This window comes from Streptomyces sp. NPDC051320, assembly GCF_040682175.1.
Taxonomy (GTDB): Bacteria; Actinomycetota; Actinomycetes; order Streptomycetales; family Streptomycetaceae; genus Streptomyces.
This window is the reverse complement of record NZ_JBFBAL010000002.1, coordinates 531,344-548,276: the sequence shown is the minus strand read 5'-3', so window position 1 is coordinate 548,276 and position 16,933 is coordinate 531,344. Positions and strand designations below refer to the sequence as shown.

14 protein-coding genes are annotated in these 16,933 nt (G+C 65.4%); 6 read left to right on the top strand and 8 right to left on the bottom strand.

The genetic code is table 11. From position 1 onward, the window contains the following. Positions 1-12: 12 nt before the first annotated feature. The 4 genes from AB0M87_RS06550 to AB0M87_RS06535 all read right to left on the bottom strand — a co-directional run bounded on the left by AB0M87_RS06550 (position 13) and on the right by AB0M87_RS06535 (position 3,388). A complete protein-coding gene (locus AB0M87_RS06550) occupies positions 13-534 on the bottom strand; it encodes a hypothetical protein (RefSeq protein WP_365850614.1) in 522 nt (173 codons plus the stop codon). Next, the gene (locus tag AB0M87_RS06545) at positions 531-2,261 is read right to left on the bottom strand and encodes a hypothetical protein (protein ID WP_365850612.1); all 1,731 of its coding nucleotides are present in this window, start codon (positions 2,259-2,261) and stop codon (positions 531-533) included. The genes AB0M87_RS06550 and AB0M87_RS06545 overlap by 4 nt, the downstream gene beginning before the upstream one ends. Before the next feature lie 72 nt (positions 2,262-2,333). Continuing rightward, positions 2,334-2,543, bottom strand: coding sequence for a DUF397 domain-containing protein (locus tag AB0M87_RS06540; protein WP_365850610.1), 210 nt, complete (start codon positions 2,541-2,543; stop codon positions 2,334-2,336). Beyond that, the gene (locus tag AB0M87_RS06535) at positions 2,543-3,388 is read right to left on the bottom strand and encodes a helix-turn-helix transcriptional regulator (RefSeq protein ID WP_365850609.1); all 846 of its coding nucleotides are present in this window, start codon (positions 3,386-3,388) and stop codon (positions 2,543-2,545) included. Before AB0M87_RS06535 ends, AB0M87_RS06540 begins: the two co-directional genes overlap by 1 nt. 179 nt (positions 3,389-3,567) lie before the next feature. On the opposite strand from AB0M87_RS06535, the gene AB0M87_RS06530 reads away from it, so the two are divergent. The 4 genes from AB0M87_RS06530 (at position 3,568) to AB0M87_RS06515 (ending at position 9,308) form a co-directional block, all read left to right on the top strand. Next, a complete protein-coding gene (locus tag AB0M87_RS06530) occupies positions 3,568-4,233 on the top strand; it encodes an ATP-binding protein (RefSeq protein WP_365850608.1) in 666 nt (221 codons plus the stop codon). Between the two features lie 1,070 nt (positions 4,234-5,303). Next, positions 5,304-5,987 carry a hypothetical protein gene (locus AB0M87_RS06525; RefSeq protein WP_365850606.1) on the top strand — a complete coding sequence of 228 codons (684 nt, stop codon included), beginning with the start codon at positions 5,304-5,306 and terminating at the stop codon, positions 5,985-5,987. 73 nt (positions 5,988-6,060) lie between these two features. Next, positions 6,061-7,482 carry a transcriptional regulator gene (locus AB0M87_RS06520; RefSeq protein WP_365850604.1) on the top strand — a complete coding sequence of 474 codons (1,422 nt, stop codon included), beginning with the start codon at positions 6,061-6,063 and terminating at the stop codon, positions 7,480-7,482. Continuing rightward, positions 7,479-9,308 carry a DEAD/DEAH box helicase gene (locus tag AB0M87_RS06515; protein WP_365850603.1) on the top strand — a complete coding sequence of 610 codons (1,830 nt, stop codon included), beginning with the start codon at positions 7,479-7,481 and terminating at the stop codon, positions 9,306-9,308. The genes AB0M87_RS06520 and AB0M87_RS06515 overlap by 4 nt, the downstream gene beginning before the upstream one ends. Positions 9,309-9,402: 94 nt before the next feature. On the opposite strand, the gene dcm (AB0M87_RS06510) is transcribed toward AB0M87_RS06515, so the two are convergent. Beyond that, on the bottom strand, positions 9,403-10,410 hold the full coding sequence (gene dcm, locus AB0M87_RS06510) for a DNA (cytosine-5-)-methyltransferase (RefSeq protein ID WP_365850601.1): 1,008 nt from the start codon (positions 10,408-10,410) through the stop codon (positions 9,403-9,405). 292 nt (positions 10,411-10,702) lie between these two features. Between dcm (AB0M87_RS06510) and AB0M87_RS06505 the strand changes: the two genes are divergently transcribed. Then, positions 10,703-11,257, top strand: a complete 555-nt coding sequence (locus AB0M87_RS06505) for an HNH endonuclease (protein WP_365850600.1) — start codon at positions 10,703-10,705, stop codon at positions 11,255-11,257. A gap of 92 nt (positions 11,258-11,349) precedes the next feature. Further along, positions 11,350-12,573 carry a DNA (cytosine-5-)-methyltransferase gene (gene dcm / locus AB0M87_RS06500; RefSeq protein WP_365850598.1) on the top strand — a complete coding sequence of 408 codons (1,224 nt, stop codon included), beginning with the start codon at positions 11,350-11,352 and terminating at the stop codon, positions 12,571-12,573. Here the strand turns inward: dcm (AB0M87_RS06500) and AB0M87_RS06495 are convergent. The 3 genes from AB0M87_RS06495 to AB0M87_RS06485 all read right to left on the bottom strand — a co-directional run bounded on the left by AB0M87_RS06495 (position 12,484) and on the right by AB0M87_RS06485 (position 16,920). Beyond that, positions 12,484-12,960, bottom strand: a complete 477-nt coding sequence (locus tag AB0M87_RS06495) for a very short patch repair endonuclease (protein WP_365850596.1) — start codon at positions 12,958-12,960, stop codon at positions 12,484-12,486. The genes dcm (AB0M87_RS06500) and AB0M87_RS06495 overlap by 90 nt on opposite strands. A gap of 132 nt (positions 12,961-13,092) precedes the next feature. After that, positions 13,093-13,545, bottom strand: a complete 453-nt coding sequence (locus AB0M87_RS06490; protein ID WP_365850966.1) for an HNH endonuclease signature motif containing protein — start codon at positions 13,543-13,545, stop codon at positions 13,093-13,095. 444 nt (positions 13,546-13,989) lie between these two features. Next, positions 13,990-16,920: a Z1 domain-containing protein gene (locus tag AB0M87_RS06485; protein WP_365850965.1), complete on the bottom strand. Its 2,931-nt coding sequence runs from the start codon at positions 16,918-16,920 to the stop codon at positions 13,990-13,992. Between the last annotated feature and the right edge of the window lie 13 nt (positions 16,921-16,933).

The window sequence follows — 16,933 nt, the reverse complement described above, 5'->3', positions numbered from 1 at the left end:
ATCTCCCTCATCTCACATGTGGACCGAAGGATCACCGTCGCTGAACGGGCCCTGAAGATCCACGTCGTAACCGGTAAGCGGTGTCGTGGCACCAGTGGTCTCGACGGTACTCAAAGCAAGAGCGGTGCTCTCTGGATCGGACCACTGGCCGTCCTCCAGCAGATCGACCATATCCGGTAGTGGGGCTGCGGCCTGGTCACCGGGGATGATCAGCCGGTGTACGCGCGGCGCGGGACCTGACAGCAGAGCGCCCGTCGCCGCGAGCCGGTAGTTCCACTCGTCGAACGCTCGCATCACGGCGTCCGCGTCGGGTGCGTCGACCGTGGCAGCCGGAAGGTTGTGGAGCACCACGCGGGTCAGCCGCAGCGACGAGCCCCGCCGCAACTGCGCTGCGACCAGGGCCTGGTCGATGTCGTTTCGGAGGCCCGCGTGCTGCGGTCTCAGCCAGTCGAGGCCGCACTGGACGACGACCGCGTGCGTGACAGAGGGTCGGAGCAACCTGGCCATGAGGGTCGGCCAGTGCATGGCATTCATGAGGTCACCTGTGCCGGCGCACCCACCAGCTGAAGGACGCGGAGCCCGACCGCGATGGTCTCGGCCTCACCTTGGGTGCCGGGCGGGATGGGAAGTACGCGGGCGGCCAGCGCAGCGGCCGACTTCAGCGCAGGCGCGGGCAGGCTGTCGAGGAACGCCCGGAGCTCCGACTCTCCGCCGGCATCGGCTTCGGCGACGCTGAGCGGCGCCAGGCGGCAGGCGATGGCCAGCACCATGGCGGCAGGCCGCTCTTGGGGCTCGGCGCGTGGAGAGGGACTGGGGACAGGACTGGCAGCGGTACGGGCCTGGATCTGCTGCCACGGCGAACCGGACTCATCCGTGCGCGCCATGAGGACGAGCAGCGCCTCCCGCGCCCCCGCAGCGGTCGTGAACCAGCGGTGGGAGGCGAAGGTACGCAGATACGCGCCCAGCAACTGCGGATCCGGTGTGAACTCCGGGCGGACGAGTTCGGGCGGATGGACGAGACGCGCATCGCGGAAGGTGGCGATGGCGCCGACGGAGACGAGGGCCCAGAAGCGGTCGAACCCGGCGACCGAGCCGAAGGTCTCCCGAGCGGTGTCCGCGGCCGGCCCGGTCGCGGGGTCCTCCGATCCGTAGAGGGCCTCGCGCATCTCACCGAGGACGGATGCGCCGTCCCAGTAGTTGCCCATGAACTTGCGGCCGGTGAGGAACTGGTACACGCCGTAGAACGCATTGGCCTGGTGCGCACCGTGGAATTCGGTGTAGTCGCGCGTCCAGAGCAGCACACCGGCCGGATCGCTCAGCACCGAGGCGACATCGTCCGCACTGCTCACCGTCTTCGGGTCGGGGTCGACGCAGAGGAGGATACGGAGCCGGCAGTCCACCGACATGGCCACCAGCTCGCGTGCGGCCCGGCTGGACGCGATCCCGCGCACCGACATGAGCATCGACGTACTGCCGAGCCAGGCGAGGTAGCGGCTGGTCGCGCCCAGGACTGCGGCGACATCCGGCAGGTCCCGGGCCTGAGCAAGGATGGAGCCGATGAGCCGCTCCGCGCTGCCGGTGACCACGATGGGGTCGGCGCCGCGTACGAGGGCCGCGCGGGACAGGCGGTGCAGTACTTCGAGGTGCAGGGCTACCGAGTTCTCGTTTGCGGGCGCCGGGACACGCGCGTCGATGAGCTGCCCCACCAGATTGCGGATACCGGTGGGATCGTTGCCGCTGATGGACTGGTCGAGCGTGCCGAGATACGCGGCGACCACGGGATCGTCGCTGAGCTCCTCGTCGAAGCTGAGTTCCTGGTCGTGCAGCTCGACGAGGCCGCGTGCGAGCGCCTGGGTCAGCAGCCGGTTCCGTCCGCCGACGCTGGCGAGGCCGAAGAGCCGGATGAAGGAGAAGACCCCGAAGACGTTCGCGAGGAGGAAGAGCTCCGCGCCGTACGTCGCGCTGGTCTCGTTCTTCCAGAGCAGCCCGCATCCGGTGAACATCGCGGCGACCCACCCGATGAACACCCACTCGCGAAACGCGATGTGGCTGTCGATGGCACGGAGCGACGGCCAGGAGCTGGCAGCGGAGAAGGTGAGCGCGAAGATGACGGCTTCACCCGTGAGCAGCGTCGCGAAGAACGCCACGGAGAACTGCGTCGCGTCGACGACCCGGTCCTCGTCGACGGAGACGCCCCAAGCCAGCCCGGCCAGCCCGAGCGAACAGACGAGCAACGCGGCCTGCCGCCGTAAGTGCCCCATGCCCCGTCTGCCCCCTGAGACTTACCGTCGACGATCAACTGTGCCAGGGGGCGGGGTGGTTGCCAAGGGCGGTCAGTCGAGTTGGCCGTTTCTCAGGGCCGCTACGAAGCCGGCCCAGGCGGGGGCGCCGAAGGCGAGCTGCGGACCGTGACGGTCCTTGCTGTCGCGTACGGCTGGGCCGCCAGGCAGGAACGCAGTTTCGACACACTCGCTGGTATTGGCTCCGCTGTACGAGGACTTGAACCAGGCGTTGGACGGTATGGGCGTAGTACGGCTCTGCATCACATCTCCTTACGGACTCGGTCGATCATGGCTGATGAGGCTGCCATGTCCAACGCTTGAGCCCGAAGGTAATCAAACGCAAGTCTGTATCGGGAGAGCTCTTCGTCCTTCTCCATGAAGAGCGACCCGAGATGGATGTCGACGTAGACGACGTCCAGACTCGGCTCGGCGCCACCGAGGATCACGAAACTGCCCATAGCTGCCGAGTGGGCGCCTTTGGAGAACGGGAGTACCTGGAGCGTGATGTCCGGAGACTCGTTGGCCTCGAGAAGATGGCCGAGTTGTTCCGTCATGACTTCGCGCGATCCGACGACCCGGCGGATCACCGACTCGTCGAGAATGGCCCAGAGGTGCAGCGGCTTGTCCCGAGCCAGGACCTCCTGGCGCTTCATACGGATGTCGATGAGCGGCTTGGCCTCATCGGGAGACAGCCGCATCTCGGACGCGTGCTGCACGGCCTCCGTGTAGCTGCGGGTCTGGAGGAGACCCGGCACATAGAGGCAGTTGAAGTGGTCCTCGCGAACAGCCTCGTCTTCGAGGGTGAGGAGGAGGTTCAGGGTCTCGGGGATGGAGTCGGAGAATGAACTCCACCAGCCCTGCTGTTTCGCTTCCTTGGCCAGTGAGACAAGTGCTGCGCGCTCCGCCTCGGTGGCACCGTACTCACGGCACAGCGCATCGACGACTGGCCACTTCACTGGCCCTTCCTGGGTCTCGTATCGGCTGATGGTGGCCTTCGAGACGTCGACCAGACGCCCCGCCTCCTCCAGCGTCATCCCGCTTCGAGCTCGCAACTTGCGCATCATTGCGCCGAGTTGCCTTCGCCGGGTGGTGGCCCTCGCTGACATGGAAGCAATCCTCCGCTACGTGCGACCAGTGACCTGGTCTTCAGGCAAGGCTAGGCAGGCGTGAAGGTGATGGGCTACCAGATTCACCCTGGAGAGTTCGTGAGAAGTTACACGACGGGACTTCTTAGTGGCATGCTTGCCCGGAGGAGCTACACAGCGCAGTCGTACGGACACGACAGGTGCAGGTGCTCGTGTGGCGAGGAGGGAGCGCAGCCATGAACGGCTACGAAGTCACGGAACCCCAACTCCGCTGTGTTCTGCCTTTCGAGGCGGAGCCGGCGGAGATGTCTGTCCTGCGGAAGGCGGTGAGGTCTCAGCTTGGCCACTGGGGGATGCTGACGGTGGCCGACGAAGCAGAACTGGCCGCAACCGAACTCGCGACCAACGTCATCAAGCACGTTGGACACGGTGTTGCGGCCACGCTGGTCCTCGAATCCCGCAGGGAGCGGCTCCGCATCGAACTGCACGACAAGAGTTACGCCTCTCCTTCCGTCGTGGCAGCCGGCTGGGACGAGGAGTGCGGACGTGGCCTGCACCTGCTGTCCGGGATGGCGGAAGACTGGGGCACTCTGCTCACTGCCACGGGGAAGGCAGTCTGGTGTGAGCTCCGCCTGAAGCCGCTGCGCCACTGTGCCCGGCTTCAGCGAGCCGCTGTCGTGCTTGAGGGGTACCGCCGGGCCGGCGGCGGCACGCAGACCCTGACCCCGAGCTACGCAGTGCTTGAAGAGTCGGTCACCGACATCATCGCCGACCTGCTTCACTGGCTTGCCGCTCAAGGTGGCGACCCGGACGACATCCTTGACCGCGCACAGATGCACTTCGAAGCAGAATCAGAGGCCGCCTAACGGTGGTTGGCGTGATTACCGCTGTGGTCCATAGCTGCTCGGATCAGGAGAGCTGCGTCTTCGTGGTACTCGGCTTCGTGTAGTGACCCGGCGATGCTGAGTACGGTCTCGGCCCCACGGAGGCCGGCATTGGTCAGCACTGCGTGAGCGGCGCCATCGAGCCCTGCTGTGCGGCACGCGACGATGGCATTTCGGACATCGCTCACATTCGTGGCTCTCGCCGCATGCGACAGGATCGTCATGGCTGCTGGCTCGCGGCCTGCTTCCAGGTGGCTCATCAATTCTTCAAGTCCCGTCCAGACGTACTCGGGAGTTCCGTTGTGTTGCCGGTCCCCCTGGCGGTGGGGGACCGGCAACACAACTTTCGGTGGCGCCGCCGGTGAACTGGCGCCGGTATGCGCTGCGCTGGCGAGTATGCCGACAGCCCGCGTGCGCAGATATCGCTTCGAGTGCCTGTTTCGGACAGTCAGCGGGGCCGGCCTCGCACTGACGACTGGGTCCGGTCCGTCGAGCGTGCGCGCGCGTTCCCGGGCTCGCCGGAGCTTGCGTGCAGCGTCCGCCCGCGCGTGCAGCCCCATCAGTTCACCACGTGTGCGGGGAATCGGCCTGCGCCTCAGCGCCATGCTGCCCGGCATGAGTTGCCACAGGCTGTAGAGAGTCTGCCGAGTGGGGAACTTCTGCATGCTGAGGCCCCCAGAGAGCACGGACTCACTGAGATGGATCTTGCCTGCGATCGCCTTCTGGCTCTCCAGGTCCCGCTGAATGCACATGCACATCGCGCGTAGTGCGCTCGCGAGTTGCCGCTCCTCCGCCGTGACGGTGGCTGCAACCTGGCTGCTGATCTGGCCTCTACGGGGCATCGAGCCTCTTCTGGGATCACAGAGTTCATTCCTGGCATCTCATGGTGAGGGAGCGCCTGGACGGAGCGAAAGCACTCCCTGTTCCCTTTATTGGAGAAGATCCAAAGACTCTGGCTTTTGGCCGTCAGACGAGGAAGCCTTCTCGGCAAGCGGTAGCGGATCACCGGGGACCGCAAGGCCGTCGTATTGCCAGATGGGGAGGCATTGACCATGACACTGCCGTCGTGGACGGACGAGAAGTACGGCTCGATGAAGCGGGGGGCTCTCTGGCTGGTCAGCGTCGTGGGGGAGGGCAACGTGTTCACCAAGACACAGCTTAAGTCGGCCTTTCCCGACACCTCACAGATCGACCGGCGAGTGCGCGACCTGCGCGACTTCGGCTGGCGGATCGACACCAACCGCGAAGATCTGAGCCTTGATGCCAATGAGCAGCGCTTCGTCACACAGGGGGAGCCGGTCTGGGAGCCTGGCAAGGGCCGGGCCAAGACGAACCTGGGGATCACGGCTGCTCAGCGGCGGGAGATCATGGCGAAGGATGGCCACCTCTGCCGCTCGTGTGGAATCACGGCCGGCCAGATGTACGCGGGGACGTACGAGGCGGCGCAACTCGACATCGCCCGGCGCCAGGTCCGGCAGGCCGATGGATCCATTTCCGTGCAGCTCTTGACCGAGTGCACACGCTGTCGCGTAGGCGGGCGCGAGCTTGCTGTGGACACCCCCGGCCTGCTGAGGAAGATCCAGAACCTTGGCAGCCTTGAGCGGACGATTCTGACGCGTTGGGTCGCGGCGGGGGAGCGGGAATTCAGCGCGCTGGAGTCCATCTGGGCCGAGTACCAGACGCTGTCCGCGGCCTCCCGCGAGCAGGTGCAGGGTGTCCTGGACGCTGGCAACTAGCACTGCACCGTACGGACACCCGCCTGGCACGCCTTTGCGGCGCGCAGACGATTCTGAACCTGAGGAGACAGGTATGAGTACAGACTTTGGCACGCCGCCGCGGGCAGCTGAGAACCAGGACCACATCGAGAAGCGTCTGAGAGAGATCAAGGATGCCGGAGGCGTACCGGAGACGCTCCGCATTGAGTGGCGGGAGCAGCCGATCCAGGTCGAGGTCATCGACATGCCGGTGGGCTCGCTCTACTACAACCCGGGCACTCACCGCATCCGTGCGCAACGCACCCACGAACCCGTGCGCGATCGGGCACTCGAAGAGGATGCCTGGAGTACAGAGAGCCAGGATTATCTGCACCATCTGCTTCAGGCGCTGCCGGCGGATCCCTCGAAACGAGACCCTGATTTCGACACGCTGCAGGAGAGTCTCAGGCTGTTCAAGCAGAACGACCCCGGCTTGATCACCCGTGACGGCGTCCTCGTGAATGGCAACACACGGCGTGCAGCGATGAAGGAGATGGGCACGCCTACCATCCGGGTCGGAGTGCTGCCGGCTTCCTGCACCTGGGCAGACGTCAACGCAGTTGAGCTGGCACTACAGCTGCGCAAGGACCACCGGCGGGAGTACTCCTACATCAACCGTCTGCTTGCCGTTGACGAGCAGATCAGTCTCGGGCGCTCGGTGTCGGACATTGCACGGGTTTTCCGGACAACCGGGCCCAGGTGCGAGCAGGACATCTGGATCCTCGCAACGCTCAATGACCTAGTCGAGCGGAGCAAGGAAGGTGGCGCCCAGCTTCGGCTGCTTGACTTCGAGGACCAAGCGGAGAAGCTCAAGGAGCTGCACCGCAGGTACATCAAGGACTCAGCGGCCAGCAAGGAGAAGGCCGACTTGATGAAGGAGAGCCGTCTCGCTGCTATCGTCCTCAACTTCTCGAAGACCGACGTCCGTCTGATCGAAGCGGAGTTCAAGACCCGGTACCTGGACAAGCGTCTTCCTGACGAGCTCAAGGCCCAGTCAGCCGTGGCGCCGGCTGCTGCTGTCACCATTCCCGGGCTGAACAGGACGGTGAGAGCCGCTGACCCGAAGGTTGCTGAGGCGAGGGCACTCACTGATTCGATCCTGCGGGTGAAGGCTGTCGAGGCAGCCGCGGAGTCACTGCCCATGGAGAGGGTCGCTGCGGCGGCGCGCACGCTCAAGGCTGCCAAGGACGCTCTCGAAGACGCGCTTGAGCCTGCGGGTAAGGATGCCCGCATCCGGAAGCGGAAGCAGGCGGCTCCTGATCGGCTGACCGACGCCTGTCAGGACATTGAGCAGTGCAACACGGACCTGGTTCTCGCCAGGGCTTCAAGCAGTCTGGACGACGAGACCTTCGACGAGGCGGTCATCAAACTGCGGGAAGCCTTGGGGAAGCTGGCAATCGAGTCTGCTCGCAGCATTAAGGTCCCGGGCGATGGCGTGTCCTGGCTTCTTGATGTCTTCCGGAAGGAGGATGCGTGAGCCAGGGGGAAGAACCGTCACTGCGGATCGTCTTCGATGTGACGCGTACCCGGGCCGTCCTCCGAGCCGGGCACGGCCGCCAGAGCGACCTTGCGCAGCTCGCAGCCCGCTTTCCCGCAGGCGGTCAGCGCGGCCCTCTGACCGCCGAAATCGATCTCGATGACTTCCTGGTCGGTATCGGTGAGCTGGGCACATGGCCGTCCCCCGACGTGGACTGGGACAAGGACCTGGCACAGCTGGTAAGCGGTGTCCTGGACGACGCGGACACGGCAGAGCAACAGCTTCAGGGCGATGGCACCACGCAAGAGCAGGAGATCCTGCCCGATGATGTCCTGGCGATGCTCGGCAACGAGTGGACAGCAGACCTCACGGACTTCCAGAAGAGGGACATAGCCCGACTGCTGTCTCTGCGCCACGGCGCCAACTTCAGTGTTCCCGGTGCCGGCAAGACCCGTGTCGGGCTCGCCGTATTCGCTGCGATGCGGGAGCGCGGTGAGGCACACCGGCTTTTGGTCATCAGCCCGAAATCCGCCTATGAGGCCTGGGAGTTCGAGAGCCGTACCTGCCTCAAGGAGCCGTTGAGGTTCGAGATCATGGGGAAGTCCCCGGCTCCGGGAGCGGAGGTCCTCGTCGTGAACTACGAGCGGCTTGACCGCTCGCTGGCCTCCCTCGCTGGGTGGCTCAGGGCTACACCGTCGATGGTGATTCTGGATGAGGCGCACCGGATGAAACTGGGGGCGCGAGGGATCTACGGCGCGGCGTGCATGGCCCTGGGCCCACTGAGCCGGCGACGGCTGATCCTGACCGGCACCCCGGCTCCGAACGGGGCGCGGGACCTGGAGAACCTTCTGTCGTTCGTATGGCCAGGGCACGGGCGCAGGGTCGTGACCGGCGCTGTCGCCGGCGGGGACCTCGCCTATGCGAGCGCAGTGTTGCGCCCGCTCTTCACCCGTACCACCAAGAACGAGCTCGGCCTGCCACCGTTCGAACCAAAAATCCGCTACGTGGACATGCCTGATTTGCACCAGGAGATCTACAACGCTTTGGTTGGCCGATACTCGGCGCGGGCCGAAGCAGCCCGCGATGATTTCGACGCTCTGGGCAAAGCCATGTTGCGCCTGCTGATGGCGGCCACCAGCCCGGCTCTTCTGGCGGAGGGCAACAGTCGGTATGAGCCGCTGTCGTACCAGGTACCACCGTTGGACGTGCCGCAGAGCGATTCGCTGTACTCGTTGATGAGGGATCTGCCGAGCTACGAGCTGTCTCCCAAGTACGAAGAGACTCTTCGCATCGTTGCGAACAACGCGGAGAAGGGTCGCAAGACCCTGGTGTGGACGACCTTCGTGCGAAGCCTGACGACGATGGAGCGTCTGTTCGCGGGCTTCGGCCCCGCGGTGGTGCACGGTGGCACACCCGACCGGGCGCTGGAGCTGCGCCGATTCCGCGAAGACTCGAACTGTGCAGTGCTGCTCTCCAACCCGGCGACCCTGGGCGAGGGGATCAGCCTGCACCATGCGTGCCATGACGCGGTCTACGTGGACCGCGATTTCATGGCTGGACGGTTCCTTCAGAGCCTTGACCGGATCCACCGCTTGGGCTTGGCACCTGGCACAGAGACCAATGTCACCGTGTTGGCGTCACGCGGGACGATCGATGAGGTCGTCGCCTTGAGATTGGAAGAGAAGCTCGAATTCATGGGCCGGATTCTCGACGACCCGTCTGTTCAGCAGCTTGCGGATCTTCAGGAAGAAACACCCATGGTGGGCGGTATGGACATGGCTGATGTCCGGGCTCTGCTGGGGCATCTCGATGGTGGTCATCGATAGAGGCCGTCCCTTGGACGGTGCTGCGTCAGCTGACGCAGCACCGTAGGCGCCCTCCGAGCCATGTGGTCAATCGCCGACGGCCAAGGCTGGGGACTCAGGCAGTAGCGCTTACCCGGGCCGGATGATCAAGTGCGGAAGCGATGCTTCGCCCGACCGCCTCCGCGACGGGCGGAGGAAACGCGTTGCCGACTTGGCGGTAGGCAGACGTCTTGCCGCCTGAGAAACGCCAGTCAGCCGGGAACCCCTGGAGCAAGGCCATCTGCGGGACCGTGAGTCTTACTGGGAGCGGGGTGCCCGGCAGCGGTGGCGCATCGGCAACACTGGAGCCGTTCACACCGAGTGCTGCCCAAGCCTGGCGGGCACGTGATGGTCCGAGGTCTGCGCCGCCGTGCTTGCGGGAGCCGCCACAGAGAGTCGGTGCGATGCGCATGGCGCCGTCTGCCCACTGACGGGCGAGGTCCCATCCTCGCGAGGCCATCGATTCGTAGAGAACCTCCCCGACCGGCGGCGCGGTGACGGGACAGGCTGTGGCGGTTGGCCAGGCGAAGTGAGCGAACGTCTGGCGGTGCAGAGCTACCAGTACAGCGCGGGGGCGGAGTTGGGATACGCCGTAGTCACATGAGCGCAGCAGGCGCCACGTCACTTCGTAACCCAGACCCTCCAACCTTTCGAGGACCGCGGCGCGGTAGGAGTCGAACTTGGCCTGCATGATGCCTTTGACGTTCTCGATCATGACGGCTCTGGGCTGGATGGCTTCCACCAGATCCAGTGCCCGCGGGAAGAGGTCCCGCTCATCGCCACCACCGAGTTGCTTGCCGGCCAGAGAGAACGGGGGACAGGGGACACCAGCGGCGAGCAGGTCAATCTCCTGCTTCCCAGAAGTGAGGTCGGACGCGGGCAAATCGCGGACGTCCGCTTGCAGGACCCTCCAATGGGGCCGGTTGCTCCGCAACGTCCGCACGGCATCTGCGTCAATCTCAACCAACGCGCCGTGTTCGAACCCTGCGCGCTCCAGCCCGAGAGCTTGACCGCCGGCACCGGCACAAATCTCAATGCAGGTGGGGGCTGAAAGGTTCGGGGTGGGCCCGCTCTGTACAGACATCAGTGGATACCTCCGGTTGTGGGTGGTCACGCTGATCACTCAAAGCTTGCCGCCACTTGCCGCGGCAAGTGGCGGCAAGTTATATTCATGCCGCGAACGAAGTAACGACGAAACACGTTTTCGAATTGGTGGGGTGGCTATGTCAGACGATGGGCTGGATTGGCGTGACGCGAAGCTTGGAACCCGGATCAGGGTGGCTTTGTGGCTTCGGGATGAGGTAGGGGAGGGTTCCGTCTTCTCTAAGCAGCGTTTGCGGGCTGCGATCCATGGAGCGGAGCAAGTGGACCGGCGTATGCGGGATCTCCGCCCGGCCGGCTGGGACATTAAGACGTATCGGGATAAGCCCAGCCTCCAGCCGGAGGAGTTGTTCCTCGAAAAGATCGGCTCGCCAGTCTGGGAGAAGGAGTACAGGGCCGCTGGCCTTCGCCAGATCAGCGCCAAGACTCGCCGCTACGTCTATGAGCGCGACGGCCACATGTGCCGGCGTTGTGGGGTGTCCGCAGGCGAGGCGTATCCCGACGACGTGAGCGCCCACGCGAGGCTGACCCTCGGGCATGTGAACCCGCACAAGTCCGGCAGTGGCTCACATGCGGAGGACTTGATCACGGAATGCGCCCGCTGCAACGAGACTGTGAAGCACCTCACGGGGACCCAGATGACGAAAGGGCAGGTCTGGGATCGTGTGAAGGAGCTCCCTGCGCGGCACAAGCGGGACCTGCTCGTGTGGATGAAGGCCGACTGCCGACCGCTGAGCGAGGCCGAGAAGGCATGGGGAATGTACCGGCAGCTCCCTGCTGTCGTGCGGGAGGAGCTTGAGCGTGACCTGGAAGCGCTCATGAGGAGCTGATTGGGCTCTGTGGCCTGCGGCCGGTCCCGTGACTCGTGTCAGTGCGGGGTGCGACACTTGCGTGTCTGCACGCACTGCACCAGGAGGAGTCGATGAGTACCGCCGACCGCAAGCTGACCTCGATTGAGATCTGCGCGGGCGCCGGCGGCCAGGCTGTCGGCCTTCACCAGGCTGGCTTCCGGCACCTTGCGCTGGTTGAGATCGACACGCACGCGGTGTCGACGTTGAAGCACAACATCGAGACTCTGCCGGCGTGGAGCTGGGAGAAGCGGCACTGCCTGGTGCGCGAGGTGGACGTGAAGAAGTTCCACCCGCTGGATGAGGTTCGCGACCCGGAGTCTCCCAGCAAGGGCGGCCAGAAGCCCGGCCTGCTGAGGCAGGGCCAGCTTGATCTCCTTGCCGGGGGTGTGCCGTGCCCACCATTCTCAACTGCAGGAAAGCAGCTCGGGCGTGACGACGAACGGGATCTGTTCCCCACGATTCTTGATCTCGTTGAAGAGCTAAAACCGCGAGCAGTCATGATTGAGAACGTACGCGGGCTGGTCGAACCGGAGCTTAAGTTCCGCTACTACCGCAACCACATCAAAAACCGGTTGCGTAAAGCTGGGTACGTGGTGTGTGGCTGGCGAGTCCTACAGGCCCAAGATTTCGGAGTGCCGCAGCTCCGTCCTCGTGCCATCCTCGTTGCGATCCGCGCTGACGAATACCGCGGCTTCACATGGCCTGAACCACAGAAGAAGCTGAAGACGGTCGCCGAAGCGCTGCGCGAGTCCATGGAACGACGGCTTGGTAAGGACTCGCCTCGGTTCAACAAGTGGCATGAGCAGGCGAAGCTGGGCACAGTCGCGCCCACCCTCGTCGGTGGATCCAAGAAGCATGGTGGCGCTGATCTCGGCCCCACGCGAGCGAAGAAGGCATGGGCTGCACTTGGGGTCGATGCCATGGGTGTGGCCAACGCTGAAGAAGACATGGTCGACCCCGGCCGTGATCTCGGGGACTTGGAGCGTGGGCCCAAGCTCACGGTAAAGCAGGCTGCCACGATCCAGGGGTTCCCAAAGCAGTGGGAATTCGTTGGAGGCGGGAAAACTGCGCGATACCGACAGGTAGGGAATGCCTTCCCGCCGCCCGTGGCCGCTGCCGTGGGTAAAAGTATCAGCGAAGCATTGTTGCGCACCGGGCCTGTGCTGGACGACCCGCATCCACAATTCGAGCCTGAGCAGGATCCGTCACTGGTAGCGCCTGAGCTTCCGCTCCAGCAGGGACTTCCGACGGTCGAGGACGACGCGGAGGATAGTGCGCGAGCACTCCTCGGGTGACTCGTGCTCCCAGAAGCGCAGCACCGTCCAGCCCTCCTCGGCTAGGCGCTGATCAGTGTCCCGGTCGCGGGCCATATTGCCCGCGACCTTGCCTGACCAGTAGCCGGGGTTTGTCTTTGGCGGAACGTAGTGCTCAGGGCAGCCGTGCCAGTAGCAGCCGTCGATGAAGACGGCGACCTTCGTGGGACGAAAGACCAGGTCAGCTGTCCTGCGGAGACTGGACAGGGGTTTTGCGGCGACCCGATAGCGAAGGCCGCCAGCGTGGACGAGGCTGCGAATCAGCCGCTCCGGCTTGGTGTCCCGACTGCGGATCGCCTGCATGTTGCGGCGGCGTGCCTCTGAGGACGCCCAAGATCCTTCGGGTCGCTCCCAGCCATCAGTCACCATGCCTCGCATGTGATCCAGTATGGCTGCCACGGCACCGGCGGGCGCAAAAGCTTACCCCGGGAGACCAGCTCCGCCCGGTGCTACCGCATCTGGCTCCCCTGTTCAGGATCTCCATGTCGGCGGCGGACCACATCACCGACCACCTCGGGCCTCCCGGGCGGGTCCTCTTTTGTCTGCCCTCTCAAGGCGCTTGATGGCTGACCGAATATCCCCCTGAGGCCAGGGTGGGCAGCTCGTTGCGCGGTAGTAGGTGCGTCGTCTCCTGGCAGAGGCTGTGGACTCGCTTTTGCTGTCAATGATCCAGCCGAGGATCCTTAGCTCGCGTAGCCGCTTCTGCCAGTCTTCCTGATATTGCTTCATGGAGGCGACTGTGCCAAGGAGGTCAGACGGCACCCAATTGCCGTTGAACGCTTTGAGGAGTTCCCCGATGCGGCGGTGCGGCTCGTCGTAATTTGCGGCGGATCGGATTTGATCACCGTAGGTGTTATATGTGGCGTAGAAATCTCGCTTTCCGGAATTGCATTCCTCGCACAGTGGTTGCAGGTTGCTCAGATCGTCACTGCCTCCCCACTCTCGTGGAACCATGTGATCGACGACGAGGACTACGCCGTGATCGACTGGCGTCCTCCCACATTGGGCACAGCGGCGGGGAGCAAGCACTTGGGCGCGGAGGCGCTTGTTGAGAGAGGACCGCACTCCGATCCCATCACCATCGCGCCAGCCAACGAGGTGGTACCGGTGCACCGACCCGGTTCGGACGGCCGGGATGTTGAAATGGCCGCGTAGATCACGAACGCGTCTGTCTGTCTGCGCGGGTGCTTCGCCACCCGTTTCTGCAACGTGGGCTCGGATCTCAACCATGGTCGGCGGTTCTGCGCGACGTTCAAAGAGGAAGCCGTACAGCAGGCGATGCGCCTCAGAAAGCTGGAGCTCTTCAAGCTCGGGAGAGCCGGGCTCGGGAAGAGCTCGCTTGCCCCCGGCTCCCTGACTGAGTGGAGTGCCGGGAGCGGCTTGCTCGGCCATCGGGCTTCATCCCCCTGTAAGTGCGTCAACGATTGGTGAACCGACTCGCGATACATCGATCGCACGGAACCGAACAAACGGTACTGGCTTGGTGGTTGGGTCTGCAGCCGGGATGAGGGATGCGGCGATTGCCACCTTGGCCGGGTCGATCCGACCATTGTTGGCGAACCTTGTGGACGCGCCGGGCTCTGCGTCCGCGATGGCGTACAGCAGGACCACTCCGCGTCGGCGCTGGTGGAACTGCGTGGCGAAGGGATCGTCGTCGGTGAGTGGCAGAAGCCCGACGATGCGCTCAGCGGACTGTCGGTGAGCTAGTCCGGAGATGCGGTTGAAGACGCCGTGCGCGTTGCGCCTTCGTTGTACGAGCGTGAGTGGCTGCGAGTTGAGGATGGCGGCGGCCACGCTGGTCGGTCCAGAGGTCTGCGGAGCGATCACCAGCCAGTCGTCGGTTGCGCAGCCGGCGTCGCTGGCGTCAGCGAGGTACCGGAGGTGAGGGTGGAAGAGGTCGCGCCGTGCCCAGGTGAGGGTGGTGAGCGTCTCCAGGAGCTGCGAGTGGCTGACGACGGCAGTCTTCGCGGGGTAGCGGGTATAGGTGCCTCGGTCGTCATCGGTGAGGTGAACGAAGACTGCCGGGTCGGGGTCGAGCATTTCCAGGATGGGTAGCCAGGTCTCGGTGTTGTGCCGCAGGTCGGCCGGGTCCGTCGGGTAAGCCGTCGGCTCCACCCACACCCCCGGCGACCGGATCTCCACCAGCTCCGCGTTGTACATCTTGTTCCGCGCCGCGGGCCGCAGCCACGGCAGGTGCTGGGAGACCAGCGGCGGGACCTGCGCCGGGATCAACTGGGGCTTGCCGTCGACGAGTTCCGCGTACCGCGCGAGCTGGCCCCGGAACTCCTCCTCGTCGCGGCAGATGGCCTCGAAGGCCTCGTACAGGTCGGCCGTCTGTCCGCGGCCGTACGTCTCCGCGCGGCCGATGTAGAGGCGGACCAGGTCGCGGTAGCCGGGGCGGAAGCCGAACCAACGGCCCATCTGCATGAGGGTGTCGGCCTGTTGGGTGGTGCGGCGGTAGTACGTGATGGTCAGGCCCTCGACCGTGAAGCCGCGGGAGAGCTTCGTGCCGCCGACCAGGATCTTCCAGACGTGCGGGGTGCGGTCGAAGTCCAGGTCGAGCTGTTCGAAGTACTTGTCGGAGTCGCCGTTGACGACGATGACCGGCCGGCCGCCCCTGCCGATCAGCTGGCGGGCGTAGCTGATGTACGGGGTGAGTTCCTCGAAGGACGACGGGGTGGGCAGGCCGTCCGCGCGGGCCGCGCTCACCGGCGCGAAGTCGTCCGCGAACAGCTCCGCCAGCCGGCTGCGTCCGGCGAGCGACGCGTAACCGGCCTCGTGCCACATGGTGTTGATGCGCAGGGCCAGTTCCGCGTGGTCGTTGATCCGGACCGACTCGTGGACGAGCATCGTGTGGTGGCGGAAGGGCTCCTCGGGGACTCCGTGGTCCGCGCGGTAGAGCTTGAGGGCGCCGGACAGCACGAAGGCGTCCATGGCCTGCTGGAGGCGGTCGTCCTCGTCGTCGTGGATGCCGCGTACGTGGGCCAGCTCCTGGGAGTTGGCGTACGTACGCTCGCCGGCCTCCAGCGGTGAGTCGAGGTCGTGGAAGTCCTGGACGCCCATGTAGCCGGCCGGGCGGGGGAGCGAGATCAGGAAGTCGGTGGGGAAGATGTCCTGCGCGTCGCTCGGGTCGATGAAGACGTTGGCGAAGGGAGTGGCGGTGTAGCCGACGTACTGGGCGCGGGGGAGGAGGGTGAGGAGCTGGGAGATCAGTGCGTTGATGGCCGTGCGTTCGGTGCAGCCCTGCTCCCAGCGCTTGGGGTTGGAGGTGTTCACCGAGGCCTGGTCGGACTCGTCGTCGATGATCAGGACGGGGAGCTCGCCGAGGAGGCCGTGGATCTGCTTCAGGTCCTTGACCAGCTTGGTGAGGACCGACTTGTTCTTCTTCACGACCATCACCCGGGCCGCCGCGTGGTGCAGATTGCGCGGGTCGTTGAGCGGGAGGGTCGGCTCGCGCTTCTCGAACTCCAGGGCGCGGATGCCCTGGGCCAGGCTCTTGTAGTCGTTGTCGCGGGTCGTCAGCCGTTCGATGTCGAAGGCGCCGAGCGTGGAGGGGCGGCCGCCGTGGCGTACGAAGTGGGGCCAGTCGGCGTCCTCGTCGACGTAGTCCACGCCGACCAGGGAGTCGGGGTCGGCGGGGTCCGCGCCGCGCAGGATGTTCTCCTGGCCGATCAGCTCCATGTCCAGCCGGCGCTGGGTCTGCGCGCGCAGCAGGTTGAGCGTGCCGCCGAGGACGATGACCAGGCGGTAGCCGGCGTCGATGGCCTTGGCGGCGACCCCGGTGAAGTTGGCGGTCTTGCCGGACTGTACGTAGCCGACGACCAGGCCCTTCGCCTGGCGCCTGGCGGGCTGCTCGGGGTCGGTGAGGCGTTCGACGACGGAGCGGCTCGCCTCGTCCAGGCTCGCGATGGCCGCGTCCGGCCAGCCCTTGGCGCGGAGCTTGTCCTCGTACGCCGTCCAGTAGAAGGAGCGCGCGGCCATCTGCTCCTGGGTGTACCAGGGGGTGAACTCGCGGGCGATGACGGTGGCGCCCGGCACCCGGCTCACCGGGACGGCCGCGTCCAGCGCTTTGCGTACGTCCGGGCCGAGGCGCAGCCGGTCGTAGACCGTCGTCCGGCGTTCCTCGGTACGGGGCGGGGCGTTCGGTGCCCACTGGGGGGCGTCGGCGAAGTCCCAGGCGGTGAGGGTGCGGCTCCACAGGGCGGTCAGACGTTCGTCGCCGTTGGCTATGTGAGCCCGGAACGTCTCCTCGGTGAGGTCGGCTTCGGGGTGGTCCTCGTCGGCGGCGAGCGCGGCCCACTTGGCGAAGTGGCGGGGGCTGTCCTGCATGCCGGTCAGCGCC